10 protein-coding genes and 2 pseudogenes are annotated in these 14,678 nt (G+C 49.4%); 7 read left to right on the top strand and 5 right to left on the bottom strand.

The annotated features are described in order from the left end of the window. Nucleotides 1-92 precede the first annotated feature (92 nt). The 4 genes and pseudogenes from ASD70_RS20065 (at nucleotide 93) to ASD70_RS30030 (ending at nucleotide 3,075) form a co-directional block, all read left to right on the top strand. Nucleotides 93-1,136, top strand: a complete 1,044-nt coding sequence (locus tag ASD70_RS20065) for a GGDEF domain-containing protein (RefSeq protein ID WP_046070356.1) — start codon at nucleotides 93-95, stop codon at nucleotides 1,134-1,136. A gap of 21 nt (nucleotides 1,137-1,157) precedes the next feature. Next, nucleotides 1,158-1,310, top strand: a complete 153-nt coding sequence (locus tag ASD70_RS28940; RefSeq protein ID WP_156382931.1) for a hypothetical protein — start codon at nucleotides 1,158-1,160, stop codon at nucleotides 1,308-1,310. A 124-nt stretch (nucleotides 1,311-1,434) separates the two neighbouring features. Continuing rightward, nucleotides 1,435-2,217, top strand: a pseudogene (locus ASD70_RS30035) (MCP four helix bundle domain-containing protein); the annotation flags it as partial. Then, nucleotides 2,212-3,075, top strand: a complete 864-nt coding sequence (locus ASD70_RS30030; RefSeq protein ID WP_428977829.1) for a methyl-accepting chemotaxis protein — start codon at nucleotides 2,212-2,214, stop codon at nucleotides 3,073-3,075. The pseudogene ASD70_RS30035 and the gene ASD70_RS30030, both read left to right, overlap by 6 nt. Before the next feature lie 105 nt (nucleotides 3,076-3,180). On the opposite strand, the pseudogene ASD70_RS28535 reads toward ASD70_RS30030, so the two are convergent. The 3 genes and pseudogenes from ASD70_RS28535 to ASD70_RS20050 all read right to left on the bottom strand — a co-directional run. Next, nucleotides 3,181-3,552: pseudogene (locus ASD70_RS28535) on the bottom strand (NAD-dependent epimerase/dehydratase family protein); the annotation flags it as partial. 929 nt (nucleotides 3,553-4,481) lie between these two features. Further along, a complete protein-coding gene (locus tag ASD70_RS20055) occupies nucleotides 4,482-4,703 on the bottom strand; it encodes a hypothetical protein (RefSeq protein ID WP_056847259.1) in 222 nt (73 codons plus the stop codon). A 151-nt stretch (nucleotides 4,704-4,854) separates the two neighbouring features. Beyond that, on the bottom strand, nucleotides 4,855-5,064 hold the full coding sequence (locus tag ASD70_RS20050; RefSeq protein ID WP_056847258.1) for a YegP family protein: 210 nt from the start codon (nucleotides 5,062-5,064) through the stop codon (nucleotides 4,855-4,857). A 1,273-nt stretch (nucleotides 5,065-6,337) separates the two neighbouring features. Here ASD70_RS20050 and ASD70_RS20045 point away from each other — a divergent pair. From ASD70_RS20045 to ASD70_RS20030, 3 genes are all read left to right on the top strand, one after another. Next, a complete protein-coding gene (locus ASD70_RS20045) occupies nucleotides 6,338-9,916 on the top strand; it encodes a YobI family P-loop NTPase (protein WP_236708725.1) in 3,579 nt (1,192 codons plus the stop codon). Nucleotides 9,917-10,593: 677 nt separating this feature from the next. Beyond that, nucleotides 10,594-12,324: an AAA family ATPase gene (locus ASD70_RS20035; RefSeq protein ID WP_056847255.1), complete on the top strand. Its 1,731-nt coding sequence runs from the start codon at nucleotides 10,594-10,596 to the stop codon at nucleotides 12,322-12,324. Next, on the top strand, nucleotides 12,317-13,321 hold the full coding sequence (locus ASD70_RS20030) for a hypothetical protein (RefSeq protein WP_056847254.1): 1,005 nt from the start codon (nucleotides 12,317-12,319) through the stop codon (nucleotides 13,319-13,321). Before ASD70_RS20035 ends, ASD70_RS20030 begins: the two co-directional genes overlap by 8 nt. 174 nt (nucleotides 13,322-13,495) lie before the next feature. On the opposite strand, the gene ASD70_RS20025 is transcribed toward ASD70_RS20030, so the two are convergent. After that, nucleotides 13,496-13,705, bottom strand: a complete 210-nt coding sequence (locus tag ASD70_RS20025; protein WP_230957585.1) for a hypothetical protein — start codon at nucleotides 13,703-13,705, stop codon at nucleotides 13,496-13,498. 52 nt (nucleotides 13,706-13,757) lie between these two features. Beyond that, on the bottom strand, nucleotides 13,758-14,600 hold the full coding sequence (locus ASD70_RS20020; protein ID WP_056847252.1) for a hypothetical protein: 843 nt from the start codon (nucleotides 14,598-14,600) through the stop codon (nucleotides 13,758-13,760). Between the last annotated feature and the right edge of the window lie 78 nt (nucleotides 14,601-14,678).

Below are 14,678 nucleotides of genomic sequence, written 5' to 3'. Positions count from 1 at the left end.
TTCCAAATGACGGGTGACTGTGTCGGTGTAGTTGATGGGCGGCCTCAAAGATTGACGAGCATATTCGATGGTCTTGGGAAAGGAGTTTATCAATGCCGGCGATTTTCAAGATTAGACCGAGAATGCGAACGCTGTTATCACCAGCAGTCATAAAAATTGAGTTGGTAGGTATATTGGCGTGGCTGGGGGCGCTTTTCATTGATTCGGTATCTGCACTGAATGTGATACATCTGTTGATCACGCTTTGCTTGTTGAGCGTTTGGTACGTTCATCGCGTGATACGCAGTTTTTTAATGTGGAGGGTGATGGGCGGTCTTTACATTTTTGTCCTTTCAGTCGGGTTTGCCTACATTATTCGCTCGCATATGGAGCTGCGAATATTTGCCTTGCCGTTGGCAGTGATCATTGTACTCAGCAGCGCTATCTTATTTATAACCGTTAGTGATTATCTGCTGTCCAGTGTGCAGGTCTGGCTATTGATGTGGACCCATATTGATATCGATATATATCGCGGTCAAGAGTTGTATTTACTGTTGTTTTGCCTCTCGTCTGTGTCGATTGGCTTTACCCTGAGTTTTACCTATTTGAGAAATTTGCGCTCGGTGTTATTGGTAGAGAGTGAGATCAGGACGCTCGCCGAGACTGACTTTCTCACGTCTTTGCTGAATCGTCGCGCCTTTATGGAACTCTTCCAAAAGCTATTGGCGGATGGGCGGTACGGCTATTTCATCATGTTAGATATCGACGGCTTTAAACTGAAGAATGATCAGTACGGTCATGATGTCGGCGACAAGATCCTGTGTGCCATGGCCAACTGCCTGAAATCAACACCGGGCAGTTACTGTGTCGGACGAATCGGCGGTGAAGAGTTCGGGGTCTTGGTGTTGGGCGGCGACGACTTGGTGGTTCAGGAATACGCGTTGCGTTTATTGGGTGCTATCCGGGCCAGTGTGGCGCCCCCGCATCATTACACCTGCAGTGCGGGAATAGCGCGATTCTCGGAAAACTCCGACATGTCGGCGGTGCTCAAGTGCGCCGATAAAAATATGTATAGGGCCAAACATAACGGCAAGGATCGCGTGTTTCAGGATGGCGAACAGGTTGGCGCACTCATGCTTCCTCTTTTTGCGCAATAACCATCAAACGTGGGTGTGATCATGAATATCGAGATTGACTATATTGACTCGCCGCCTTGCTACGTCTTGACGATGGGTGAACTGACTTTGATGTTTGAAACGCGTGACGAGGCAGAAGAGTTTATTCGGTTCCTGCGCGGCTCCGACGATGAAGAAAAAAACGTCAAGGATTAGATAGCTTCATCTGGGCGCGGAAATGGTTTAGCAACTGTTTTTTGTCGGGAGTGATCAGCGCTTTATCACTGAAGCCTCCTCGCCAATAGGTCGGTGCATCTTTTAAATAACCTGAGCACATGCAATGAAGTGGATAAAAAATGCGAAGCTTGCAACCAAGCTGTTGATGTCCTTCGTTTTGGTTGCGCTGATTACGTTGGTGGTCGGGGGCATCGGCTGGAGTGGCGTCAAGAAGTTGGGTTTTGCACTCAATCTTACCTTTTCAGACACCTTGGTTTCGGCTTCCAGCGTGTCCGAGGCGAAAGGCTTGATCATGACGCACAACCGCAATCTTTATCGTTTGTTGACGTTTGCGGCATCGGGCGCCGACAGAGCGGATGTGGAAGCGGTAGCGCGAGCATTGAATGACACCCAGCAACAGGTCGATAAGGTCTTCCACCACTATCGCTCAACCCCAATGGGCACTGAAGAGCGCCTGGCAGGTGAGGCATTCGAGAAACTCTGGGCAGCTTATCTGGTAAGCGCCAAACAGGTCATTGAGGCCATTAATCAAGCAAACTTTTCATCGGCCAGAAACCTGTTGAGCAATGAAAATGTACGCGCCATGAGTAACGCCCGCGAGCAGCTGGACGTTATCTTGGGCATCAACAGGGTTGAAGTAGACAAGCAAGCGCAAGCCGTTAACGCCACGATCAGTGAGTCGACGACTCAGTTGCTCGTGGGCGTATTGCTGTCCTTCATGATCGCCATTGCGTTGGGGGTGTGCATTACGCGCAGTATCACCCGTCCGATCGCCTCGGCGGTCATCAGTGCCGAGCGGGTTGCTCGTGGCGATCTGACTGAAATGATCCGCACCCATCGTGAAGATGAAGTGGGGCAGTTGCTTAACGCGCTGAGCGCAATGCAACGGAGCCTGAAAAAGACGCTACAGGAAATCGCGAGTGCCTCGGATCAATTGGCTGCCGCTGCAGAAGAGCTGAGCGCCGTGACCGATGAAAGTACCCAAGGCTTGATTCGCCAGAACGACGAAATTCAGCAAGCGGCGACGGCGGTCAACCAAATGACCGTGGCTGTGGAAGAAGTGGCGCGCAATGCTATTTCCACATCGCAGGCTTCTGAAGAAACGCGCAACGAGGCAGTAAAGGGGCACGCTCACGTCGATGATGCGGTGATCGGGATCACGCGAATGGTCAGCGAGATTGAAGGTTCGGCCGGTAAAGTCGAATCCCTCGCGGGGCAAGTTCGCGACATCGGCAAGGTGATTGACGTTATACGCAGCGTCGCAGAGCAGACAAATTTATTGGCATTGAACGCTGCGATCGAAGCGGCCAGGGCTGGAGAGCAGGGCAGGGGCTTTGCCGTGGTTGCTGATGAAGTACGCGCTTTGGCCCATCGCACCCAGTCATCGACCGTTGAAATCGAAGGGATGATCAATGCCGTACAGCAATGCGCGGATGAGGCCGTTGCCGCAATGGGCGATAGTCGGTCCTTGGCTACGCAGACGCAGCGCTTGGCCGCCCAGGCCGGGGAAGTGCTGCAAAGAATTTCGCTCGGCGTCGCGCAAATCAATGACCGCAATATCGTGATAGCCAGCGCCTCTGAAGAACAGGCCCAGGTAGCGCGTGAGGTTGATCGTAACTTGACGAACATCCAGGACTTGTCCGCGCAAACAGCCGCTGGCGCGAATCAGACCAATGCCTCCAGCCATGATCTTTCGCGACTGGCGCTGTCGTTCAATGATCTGGTTTCCAAGTTCAAGCTCTGAATGAAGGCCTGCTCTGTGTCGGCAGGGGGGCGTTTTCAAGGTTTTATAACCCGCCGTGGGCCTCTTGCACCGCTGCCAACAGGTAGAGCGCAGGCAGCGGCAGTTACCGCTGGCGACGTCCTTGACCAATTGCCCCGAAAAGCACGGCCCACGGTGGCCCGGCCCCCACATCCAACCGGGCGACACCATGCAAGCGTGCATCTGCGGATGGCTGTCAAGAAACCTCAGCACCTTCCGCTCAGCCAGGATCTTGCTGCGATAGTCGTCATTCGCATCGGCTTCGGCCCGCAGGCACGTTTCGTCGATGGACGTGCGTGGGGTACCGTCGAGCAAGGCAATCGATGACGTATGCACAAACCGTCGTACACCTGCATCGTAGGCATGCTGAAGCAAAGCTCGCGTACCGACGACATTGATCTTTTCCAGCGCTTCCCAATGGCTGCCGCCCTTGTAGTTGTCGCGAAAGAACGCCGCGCATTAACCTCCTTCACCGCAGCCAGCATCGCCTTGTTGCCGTCCCTGGACCTTCTACCCAGGAGTTCATCGTGGGAAGACAGGCGTGACCCATCCCACTGCCTGACTTCAGCGCCTGCGTTGCCTTTATCAAGCTACCCGTTGTCAGCCAGTCCGTTATTTGAGGTACGAGGTAATACGCGTACACGTCTTGCTGGTGACTTTCGGCAGCCGATGTGCCGCTGCAGGCCGTGCCGCTTGGATAATGCAGTGTTCCTTATGACCATCTCCGTAAACCATCACTGCCGAGGTGGTAGAGGTCCCATCTTCGTTCAAATACGTTGTGACATTTTCACTGCTCTCTGGGCGTTTATCAGGGCCGCCATAGGGGTCAGGGATCACAGGGGACTCGGCTGCATAGGTAGCCTGGGTGAGCAATAGAAATGTGAATGTGCAGATGAATTTCACAATAAGTCCTGAGACAGGGTTGGCGGTTCAGTAAATACGATTTGGGGCTGCCACGCAGCTTAGACCGCGAAACCTCTTAGGAAATTTTTGCCACTTTCTCGGCTTGCCTCTCAGACACCGAAAAACGAAAAGAAAAAGGGGATATTTTTATTTTCACAGCGAAAAAGGGACAGAAATCCCGTACAGCTCATACCGAAGGCCTGGGCGAGTAACTCCCAACACCTCGCCTCATCACCGCCCAAATCCAAAAAACAAAAAAGCCCCAGATCTCTCGACCTGGGGCTTTTTCATTTCATATCTGGTGCCCCGGCGTCGTTTGAACTGGTCGGCAAAAGGCCCGCATTCATTGGGTGTGCTTGGTGGTTCTTCGGTTAGGCATACACGTGGGCATACACGGCGCTTCCTTCTGCCCTCTTTTTCGAGGTATCCACGTAGGGTAAAGCAACACCAAATGTTGGCTGATGTGTTGCCATCCAGCAGAGTAATTACTTCTTGGTTCGACCTTCTGCCGCCAGTGAGGCGAGCCCAAGGGTGATGAATCCTGCATTTTCATCCAGGGTATCCAGTGCCCCTCGAATGTTCTGTGCCACTTCTGTAGATCCTCTTTGCTCAACCCAGTTTGACAGCTCCTCGATAGCTGCCCCCAGCGCCAGCTGGTTTTCATTCATGCGCTTAAGCAATGATGCGAGCAATGAGACATCTTCCATGAGTGTTCTCCAAGGGATGGGATCGTTTGAACTTGGCTCAGAATCATCAGCAATGATTGGCTTATGTCAGGTTTTGGAGCTGGGAATACAGCAGGGGGATACATGCCGAAATACCTGCGGTAACGCATCCCCGAGCTGTATTACTCAATCACTATTTTCTGAGCTTGTCGTACTCATCGTCCCCAATCACTGGCGCTGTCGGTGATTCGGATTTGATTAGGCTGACAGAGTCTTCGCAGTCAACGAGGTTGTTATATCCCTCGGAGCTTACGGCGATGATCTTTCCGTTCTTAGCTGTGAACCTCCACCGCCACTCGCCAGCCGTGTCTTTATAAATCTTGAAGTACGATACGCGACTCATGATCCTTTCCTTCTTTTATAGGTGAAAGCGAGCACTGATCCAGTGTTTGTATTAGCACTCCCTCATTAGCGTCCGTGCAGTTCCCACAGCAAAAGGGATACGCTCAACGGCGCCGATTCGACACTACCGGTTCCCTTGCCCACATGTCCATGAACCGAACGAGGATGACGGTAGAGATGGGGCGAGTTGAGCGCTGCCCTGAAACGCCGAAAACTGCTGGGGCCCCTGGCTATTTGTGCGTCACACGGGGCATGAAACCCGCGGGATCGAGGTAGCGGCAGCCGCACCAGCTTACTGAAATTTCAACGTTGAAATTGAAAGGATCTTGAAGAGAAAAGGGCATCCTTACCGGATCTGTAACGGTCATGGGTTTCGTTCAGGATAGTGAACGATTGTCCTGGTCAACTCGGTCAACCAGTCAACTAACTTTGGAGCCCAGCCACTAACGAGATCCGGCGGGTTCTATGCCCCGTGTCTATCCGAAATGCCCAGGGTCCCCAGCGGCTTTCCGATTCATAGGGCAAATGCACTGGTGAACAGCAGTTCACCCGGTTCACCTGTTCACTAAGCTGGGCACCTTTCCGCTGACACGATCACGCGGGTTTCCTACCCCGTGTCAAACCAATATGCGCAGGGTCCCCCGCTACCTAATCAGCCAAGAGAATGATCGATCTCCCTTCGCTGGAGGAGCAATACTCATGGGGCTCGGGGGGGGCATCAAAAAACCGTGTTACAGGTGTTACGCGTGTTACGGAAATGTTTAACTATATGATTTTAAACGATTTATGTGGCGTTACACAGCCATGCCTGGTCTGTCGATAGACGTGTTACATGGCGAATAGGTGTTACATCAATGAACGCTCTCGAGGAGCGGTTTCTGATGATTAAGGCGGCTGTCATCGAACCAGAGCCTTGCAATTAGAAGAGCCGCTGCCGACCACTAGCCAGCTATCGCATCCGTGTGCCGCACTCGAGTTCATGCCACTTCGCTATAAGCATCGAGTTAAGTCGCCACCTCGGCACTAACGCTACAACGTACTCCTGCATGCAAGCAACGGAAGACTAGCACCCGCGCGTGCATATCAGACTAAGCAAATTTGTTCGGCTTTTTGGCAATATGTGTGGTAATGCTAAAGTCTAGGATATTTCGTCAGGAGGACATGTGGTCTGCAATTTTTTGCGCGGCATCTGTAATCGTGTTCGGGGCATCTTCTGTTCTGAACAGAGGCCTGCCCAGCATACGTGGGAGCTCCTCCCGCTTACTCCTGAGTACATGGCAGAGGAGCATGGCTGCTATGTCGCCGCTATCGAAGCTGCCCTCGCTAAGCATCAGATCCGCAACATAGCGTTGTCCGGCAATTACGGGGTCGGTAAGAGCAGTATCATGTGGGAAGTCGCTCGGCGGCAGGATAATCGTATCGTAGAGTTATCTCTCTCGACGCTCGCACCTATCGAAGTTTCCAAGCTTGACAATTCAGTGCCCATCCAGGCCACAACCCCGACCAATCGGATCCAGCAGGAGATTGTCAAACAGCTACTTTATCGAGAATACCCGAGCAGAACCCCTGGCTCACGGTTTCGTCGTATTGAGCGTTTCCGATGGTGGCGGGCGATCGGAGTGTCGGTAATGGTGGGGGTTGTCGTTACTGTAATTTTCCTGCTGACTGGATGGACGGTAAAGATTGCTTCTGCGTTCACGCCATTTGTGGATATTGGTGTTTGGGCTCACCCTGTAATTTGTAGCACTGCGACGCTGATTACGCTTCTGGCGAGCTGGTTATTCTATGGGAAACTGCATATCAAGCAGTTCTCCGCAGGGGCTGCAACCGTCACGCTCAACGAAAGCTCCGTTTCGTACTTTGACCAATATCTCGACGAGATCGTCTACTTCTTTGAGGTCTCAGGCCGCGACGTTGTTCTATTCGAAGACATCGACCGGTTCAACGACTCTCATATCTTCGAGACACTTCGGGCGCTGAACACTTTGCTCAACGCCTCGCCCCAGATCAAGAAACCAATCCGATTCATCTATGCCATCAAAGACAGCATCTTCGATCGCATTGGCATGGAGATAGAAGGTCGGAGGTTGAATACAGAAGTGCTCACGACGGACGACCCGGCACATGTCGAGTCTATACGCGCCAACCGCACGAAATTCTTCGACCTAGTCATCCCGGTGGTTCCCTTTATTACTCACCGGAGTGCTCGCAACTTGGCATTACAGCTACTTGGTCAAGTCGAGCACAAGGTAGCTCCGGAGCTGCTTGACATAGCGACGCAGTACGTACCGGATATGCGGTTGCTCAAGAACGTCCGTAACGAATTCATCGTGTTCCGCGATCGAATCTTCTCCGGTGATGGCAAGCAACTCAAACTGAGTGAAACTGACCTGTTTGCGATGATGCTTTACAAGAGCACGCACCTGACAGACTTCGAGACTATTCGGCTCGGTCATAGCAAGCTGGATATGCTCTACAAGCTCAGCCGTGAACTTGTGATTGAGAACATCAGGCGAATCGAGGGCGAGCTTCGCGTACTTCGCCAGCAGACCACACGAATCAATAGGGCCTCCACCCGCAGTACTCAGATGGGTGAGCGTCTGCTTGCGCATGTCCAAAGGACAGCTGAGGCTGCTGGGTTTAGGACCCAGAGTGCGACTTACTCGCTCGCGGGTGTTGCGATGTCTTCGAAAGATCTCAAGGGTACGCAGTTCTGGATAGACTTCGTCTCTCCAGATGGAGACTCGGCACTCAAATATTACGACAACTACCACGGTCATACGCTGTCGTTCACTCGCGACAGTCTTGCGGCTGCGTTTGGTGATCCGCTGGACGCCGAGAGCTGGAACGAAGTGGACCGTGAGGCGCTCACTGAGCAGATTGACGAGAAAAGGGAGGAAATCAAGTTCCTGCGGAGCGCTGATCTTGGTGATCTCGTCAACCGACCGGAATTCCTCGTCCAGTATAAGGACAGCAAGCAGTCCTTCGAGGCAATTTCCAAGACCATACTAGCGCCGGGCTTGGCGTACCAGATCGTCCGTTCCGGGTATATCAACCGCAATTTCACGCTCTACACCTCAACCTTCCACGGTGATCGCGTGGGTTCCGCTGCCACGAATTTCATTATCCATCACGTTGAGCGAGACGTGATGGACCAGCATTTCCAGCTTACCCCGGAGGACGTGGACGCCGTTGTTCGCGAACGAGGCAAGAGCGCGTTAAAGGAGCCTGCGCTTTACAACATCGCTATCCTAGACCATCTCCTGGTCGAACATGTCGACGCGGCCGACATCATGATCAGCTCCCTAGTTGGTCTTGGGGAGCGTCAGGTTAGTTTTCTGCAGGCTTATCTTACTGCAGGGAAAGAGTGCCTGCGGCTCATCGAGCGGTTCACGGCCGCGTCCACACAAGTGCTCATCTATCTCGTGAGTCAGGCGGACCTAGACGACTCTTCACGACTGGCGCTTGTGGATGTAGCGCTAGCACACCTGACGCCTTCAAAGCAGCGGATAGATTCTGAGGTGTCGTCGTACCTGTCGGTGCACTACGCTGAGTTCGCGGCGCTAACGTCCGATGCGACCGTGCCGGTCCAGGCTGAACGTATCAGCTTACTCTTCGGAGATGCCGGTATTACGGTGCCTTGTCTGGAGCAGTTGGGCTGCCAGACTCGTACATCGTTCGTGTCACGAAATTTGTATGAGATCACATACCCGAACCTCGCGATCGCCATAGGCAATTCAACAAGCGTGGCGCTCGATGTCATCCGGGATCGAAGCGGGACGGTGTACGAATATGTGCTCAGGTATTTGAGCAAGTACATGGAGGCTGTTGATGGCGCTTCCATGACTATAGATGCGAGCGATCACTTCCTTGCAGTAATCGAAGATGTACTCTCGCTAGAAGCAACTCGTCTTGGTGACGTGATCGAGCGTGCTGCTCCAGAATGTGAGGTTGCAGATCTCGCAGAGGTGTCTGAGGGCGCGTGGCCAGCATTGGCCGAGCATAGGCGCGTCCCAGCAACGTTCAGCAACGTTAACCGCTACGTCTTGGTTCTCGGGGCGGTCGATGCGCAGCTGGCGAAAGTCCTGACAGCCGCTGCGGAGATCACCGACACCAACACCGCTGACGATGAGTCGAAGACTGCATTGGCAGCAGCAATCCTTGCGGCAACGGATCAGCTCCCATCCGCAGTGCTCCGTACGAAGCTGGTTGCGAGCTTGAGCCTGCGCCACTACCTTGGAGTTGGTGAAATCGCGGTGGAAGTTGGCGACCTCTTCGCGCAGTTGCTTAAGCACGACATCATTGCAGATGACGCAGCATCCTATGAGCACCTTGCAGCCACTGATTGGCCGACGCGCAAAGGATTTATCCGAGAGTCGCGTGAGTTTTCGAGCTACATGACCCCGGCATTGGTAGGGGCGGATCTGGCAGAGCTTCTGAAAAGCGATGAGATCGATTCGGCTATCAAGCATGTGGTTGTTGAGCAAGCCACAAAGTATGCAGAGGTGGCAGATCGTCGAGGGCTGAATGAACTGGCGCTATTCGCTATGCGATGCGCCTTCAAACTATCGCCCGATGTTGTGCAGAAGATGGCGCAAGAAAATGTCTCAGCAAGGCAGGTCGTACTCCTACTAAAGTCACACCTAGATGTGATTAGTCGTGACCAACTCTTCACTATCCTGCAAGCACTTGACGGTGATTACCCTGAGCTCACTGAAGTAGGCCGCAGTAAATTACGAGTACCGGATACGGTTGCTGATCGTGAGCTCTTGGAGCGTCTTCAACGAGAAAAGACTGTAAGTAGCTACGACGCTAATAAGGGAATGATCGAGGTAAACAGGAAGCGTAAGTGAGACAGGGCCATCTGAATTGTTGCATTGCGAGGATGGCTAGCGCCGGAAACCTTCGGCCCGTAACGGCTAAGATTGTTTGGGTGTCTTAGTTCGATCATGGCTCGTCCGCTGTTGGGCGGGTAGAAGGAAAAATAGAACTAAGATGGAATGGGTTTTTTAAGTTTTTGCATAAGAGTTATCGCTACCTTTTATTACGTGCTGAGTATTCAATTTATAGTTGCCCCTAATTGATTAGAGTTATTTTGATTGGAGTCCAATAACTACAGCGCTTCCCAAATGTTGTATCTTCGGACTTATAAGTAGTTGCTGTCGCGATATTCCATACGATGACTAACGGATAGCGCAGGTGAGAAACGTAAATGACGCCAGAGCAGTTTATTAATAAGGCGCGGTTGATCAAAAATCTGTTGGATAAAATACCAGCAACTCACGGGGAATCGCATTTTCTGGGAGCGCTTTATGCTGCGCGAGAATTTTCGCGGGTTTACTCTGGGCAGGAGAGCGACATCTACAAGAAAACATCACTATTTTATGTGCAGTAACCAAGCCACTCACGTTCGATGAAGGTTAGAAAAACATTAAGATCTGAGTGGGTGTAAAGGCATATTGCCATGCTGCATGTTTTATGCTAAAAGTCTTTGATTGTCTGATTGTTTGTTGGGTTATAGGGAGCAAAAATGATTTCGAGATTCTCAGGGAGTAACTACAAAGCATTCGCAAATTTTGATCTAGAGCTAAAGCCAATTACGATATTGCTTGGGGCGAATAGTAGCGGTAAAAGTGCTCTTATCAATTCATTATTGATGCTTTCTCAATCCGCAGATGCTTCCGTGATTTCAGAGGCTCCCCTTAGACTCAATGGTAGCAAGACAGGGATGGGGGAAACACTAAACATTATTAAAGATAAGGATCCAGCAAATAAGCTTACATTTGTTTTTGAGTTGGAAGATAAGGAGACACTAAAAAAACAAATAAGTGATGCTAAGTCGATTTGCATGGAAAATCATGACACTGTCGTTAGGTATCTAATGTTCATGGTTGGCAATGCGATTACTGGTGCGGCAAATACGAAAGTAGAAAGTTTCAACAAAATTGCGAAAAAGATTGAAGATATTAGTATTCACAGTCCCAATGCTAGTGGCACTAGGTCTCAGAGGCTAAAGAAGTTTCCTGAGTATTACACAAAGCTTATAAAGTGCTACAGGTCTATACTAGTGGACGGCACTAAGACACGAAATATGCCCAGTGAGTTTGTGTCGATAAGTGAGAAGTCTTCTTTACAAAAAATTGATGATTGTTTTTCAAGTTTTTTGGCGGTGCCGACAAATAAAATTACGCCGGTAAGAATATCTTATACGTTTAGTTATAATAAAAGGCTTGAGAGGCTTCAGGTTAGCGAGTATGTTCTATATAACCGGCTGAACAACATTATTATTAGTGTAAATAAAGACGGGAATAATATACAGGTTTGTTCGGACGTAATCAATCAAGCAGCTATCAGCAGATCGCGCTCTGAAATAATTAAGTTAATTACCTTTGACTCTTTGGAGATATCGACTTCACGTGAAACCCCAACATATGGGTTCGGTAGCTTTGCCTTCTTCAAGGGGGGGGTAAGCCCATTTGCAACTTTAATTGCGCAATTTATCCGGACTACATCAAAGCATTTGCTCTCGAATTTTGCGGGGCTGCAGATCAATCACGTCAGCCCATTGCGTGCCTTTCCTCAGCGATACTATCTTCTCGATAAATCTGTTAATCATAGAAAATTAAATGCATTAGATGGTACCGAACTGGCGGAGGTATTAAAGAATAATCCAAAAATAAAGGAAAATATAAATCTGCTTTTTGCAACTTATAATATTGGCATTGACGTGGAGAAGGTTAATGATATTATTTATAAGATTGTGGTTAATCAAGACTCAGTAAACTTAGAGCTAACCGATGTTGGTTTCGGTATATCTCAAGTTCTGCCCATACTTGTGCAGGCATATTTGTCGCCCAAAAACTCACTCACCATCATTGAGCAGCCAGAAATTCACTTGCATCCTAACATGCAAGCTTGGTTAACCGATGCTCTAATAAATATTGCTTTGAGTGAAAGCAAAAAGTTTCTAATTGAAACGCACAGTGATGCTCTCATTCGAAGGGTCAGACTGCGAATTGTTGATGATAGTTCGAAGCTATCAGAAGATGATGTTGGAATATACCATCTTCATAAAGATAGACAGAATAAATGCACTTTGCTTGATAAAATTGAAATTAACGACAATGGTGACATAAAGTGGCCCAAGGACTTTATGGATGTCGAAATCAAAGATACCATTCAAATTCAACAGCTGAAATATGAAAAGATAAAAAAAGATATTTTCCAGAATTCTAGCTCTGGAGAAAAAATCAATGATTAGTAGTCACTGTATCTGTCCAAGCTTCCTTAGTAAGAATATTGCCGACGCTGATATTTTTCTAAATATCTTTATCGGAAAATTCATTTTCTCTGGTGATCAAATAGTTTTAGACAAAGAAGAAAGATTGACTACGTCCTATATCACGTCGTTGGAGAAAGATATAGATGGATTTAATAATTATAAGGCATGGGCAAAAATGCTTGAGCAGCGTCAAGCTGGCAAAACTTTGTTGTCAACGTCCGGTAACTCAAATTCATTTGATGAGATTGTTTATAAAACGATCTCTAGTGCGATCACTACATTCTCTAAAAATATAATCACTGAAAATAATAACCATTACGTTAATTTTATAAATGAAATCAATCGCCAGCGTATTAATCTGCTAAATCTCCAAAGTCTTACGCATCACTCGGCAATGTTGCAAATTGGGAAAAATCCAACCTATTTGGAATTAGAGTTAGATGTTGAGTGGGTTCTCCAGCGCCTTGGCCGCTTAACGGGAAAAGACAAATCAGAAGATGATTACAATGATTATGTCCGCGATATGCTGCTATCAAAAAAGTACGAGGTAAAGGACCAGACTAGAGAGGGCAGTTCAAGTTCGGGTCAGGGAGCGGGAGAATTAGATATAATCATCGAGGATCAGCAAAATCTATTCAGTATTATTGAGGCGATGAAGTTGAACTGCGTGGACTCTGGCTATATAGAGAAGCACTATTTAAAGCTCCTGTCAAATTACAATCCGCTCGCGATTAAGCGAACATTCTTGATAACCTACTATACGGGATCTAATTTTTCTGACTGGTGGTCTCGATACAAGAATCATATTTCTAATCTAGATATGAGAGTGTTTGTAGCTGGGTCGGTTTTTGATTCTCATCATATTGACGAGCAAACTACTTCTTTTGGATGCATAAAAAAAATGCATCATCATTTAATAAGTCGTGATGAGCATTCAATTTGTACCCATATAGCGATAAAAACCCAAAATAAATGATGGTATTATTTGCCAAATTCGGGCATATCAAATTGTAAGGTGAAATATGATTAACTAGATTTTCAGTTTCTGCCCATCATGACAGGGATGATTCGGCCCGTAGCCGACATAACCCGAACGGTTTTTAAGTAAATGATTTTGATAAGCGGATGTCGTTGAGGCTTCCGCTTTTTATCATCCACACTTTCTTTTGAGTTGAAGGTCAATGAGATCAAGCTCTGCAGCGATTGCATCAATCGTGAGCCTCTCGACTTTTGCGTTTTTGTTTGCTCTTGCGTTGAGCTTTTTCATATCGCCCATAAGGGTAATTATCCCGTTCAAATGCAGCCTCCGGGCTTTTAGGTAATCAGGCATCTCAGCGCTGTTCTGTGGTGGTTTATTCATGGTTAGACCGAAGCAGCCGACCCCTCGCCGATTGCTTCGGGAAGGGTTTAGGTTAGGCTGCCAATAGGTCAAGCAGGCTGTGTTGGTGTGAGCGGTCTGCAAGTTCTCGAGAGGTCCAGCTTCCGAAGTTTTCACCTTGCTCAGGGATTTCCAGCTTCATCAGCGCAACCGGATCCCGATTAATCAGTCTTCGCGCAGCCCACAGTTTGCCGCCGGTCTCCAGTAGTGCTTTCGCAGCCTCGTTCCACTGTTCTTCCAGCACAGTGTTCGCCAGGTGAGCCGCTTTGTTCTCGATCTTGGCGCGTTCTGTTTGTGCCTCCTTGATGTGCAGATCAATCGTCACCAGCTCTTGTTCCAGTGCGGTGATCAGCAGTTGTTGGCGGCGGTGATGCTCAACCGCAGCCGTGAGGTTTTTTGCGGCCTTTTGAGCTTCCGCGTTGGCGGCTTTCTCGCCCTCCACATCGCCCCAGGCGACAGCCTGTGCGTAAGCAGTGGCCGCGTCCGTTTCAGCTCGTCGAGCTTTTGCCATGTCTTCGTGATCGCTCTGGCGGACTTGCTGCAACCTGGTCTCAATGCTGTTGCGTTTTTCGTTGAGTTCCATCTCGTCGGCTTTCCAGTTCGCCATAGCACTGATATAGCCTGCTGCTATGTTTTCACGATCCGCGAGAGTTTCTTGACGATTAACTCCACGATCCAGTGCCTCGATTTGACGTTCGAGAGAGTTGATGCGGATGTTGCGAGTACTGATTTCACTGCGAACGGTGCTTTCTCGGCCTCTCGCCATACCTTCGGGATTCTCCAACTCTGCCTCGAGGGGGCCTAGTTCAAGTTGAAGGCTCTCCATTTCGAAGGTCAGTTTGGCACGGCGGTCTTTCAGGTCTTGGATAGTGTTCATCTGTATTGTCTCTGGGTACTGCGGTTAATAGGGATGGTTGTCGAGCGGCTGGCGAGGCCGGGGATGAGCCGGCGCTAC

The sequence above is a fragment of the Pseudomonas sp. Root569 genome, assembly GCF_001427465.1.
GTDB classification, from domain to species: domain Bacteria; phylum Pseudomonadota; class Gammaproteobacteria; order Pseudomonadales; family Pseudomonadaceae; genus Aquipseudomonas; species Aquipseudomonas synxantha.
The sequence above is the reverse complement of the archived record's forward strand: the minus strand, read 5'-3'. Positions and strand labels throughout refer to the sequence as shown.

Coding starts and splice junctions, on each gene's coding strand:
- ASD70_RS20045 (WP_236708725.1), top strand. CDS start 6,338: ATGGCAGAGGAGCATGGCTGCTATGTCGCCGCTATCGAAGCTGCCCTC.
- ASD70_RS20065 (WP_046070356.1), top strand. CDS start 93: ATGCCGGCGATTTTCAAGATTAGACCGAGAATGCGAACGCTGTTATCA.
- ASD70_RS20025 (WP_230957585.1), bottom strand. CDS start 13,705: ATGAATAAACCACCACAGAACAGCGCTGAGATGCCTGATTACCTAAAA.
- ASD70_RS20055 (WP_056847259.1), bottom strand. CDS start 4,703: ATGGAAGATGTCTCATTGCTCGCATCATTGCTTAAGCGCATGAATGAA.
- ASD70_RS28940 (WP_156382931.1), top strand. CDS start 1,158: ATGAATATCGAGATTGACTATATTGACTCGCCGCCTTGCTACGTCTTG.
- ASD70_RS20030 (WP_056847254.1), top strand. CDS start 12,317: ATGATTAGTAGTCACTGTATCTGTCCAAGCTTCCTTAGTAAGAATATT.
- ASD70_RS30030 (WP_428977829.1), top strand. CDS start 2,212: ATGCAACGGAGCCTGAAAAAGACGCTACAGGAAATCGCGAGTGCCTCG.
- ASD70_RS20020 (WP_056847252.1), bottom strand. CDS start 14,600: ATGAACACTATCCAAGACCTGAAAGACCGCCGTGCCAAACTGACCTTC.
- ASD70_RS20050 (WP_056847258.1), bottom strand. CDS start 5,064: ATGAGTCGCGTATCGTACTTCAAGATTTATAAAGACACGGCTGGCGAG.
- ASD70_RS20035 (WP_056847255.1), top strand. CDS start 10,594: ATGATTTCGAGATTCTCAGGGAGTAACTACAAAGCATTCGCAAATTTT.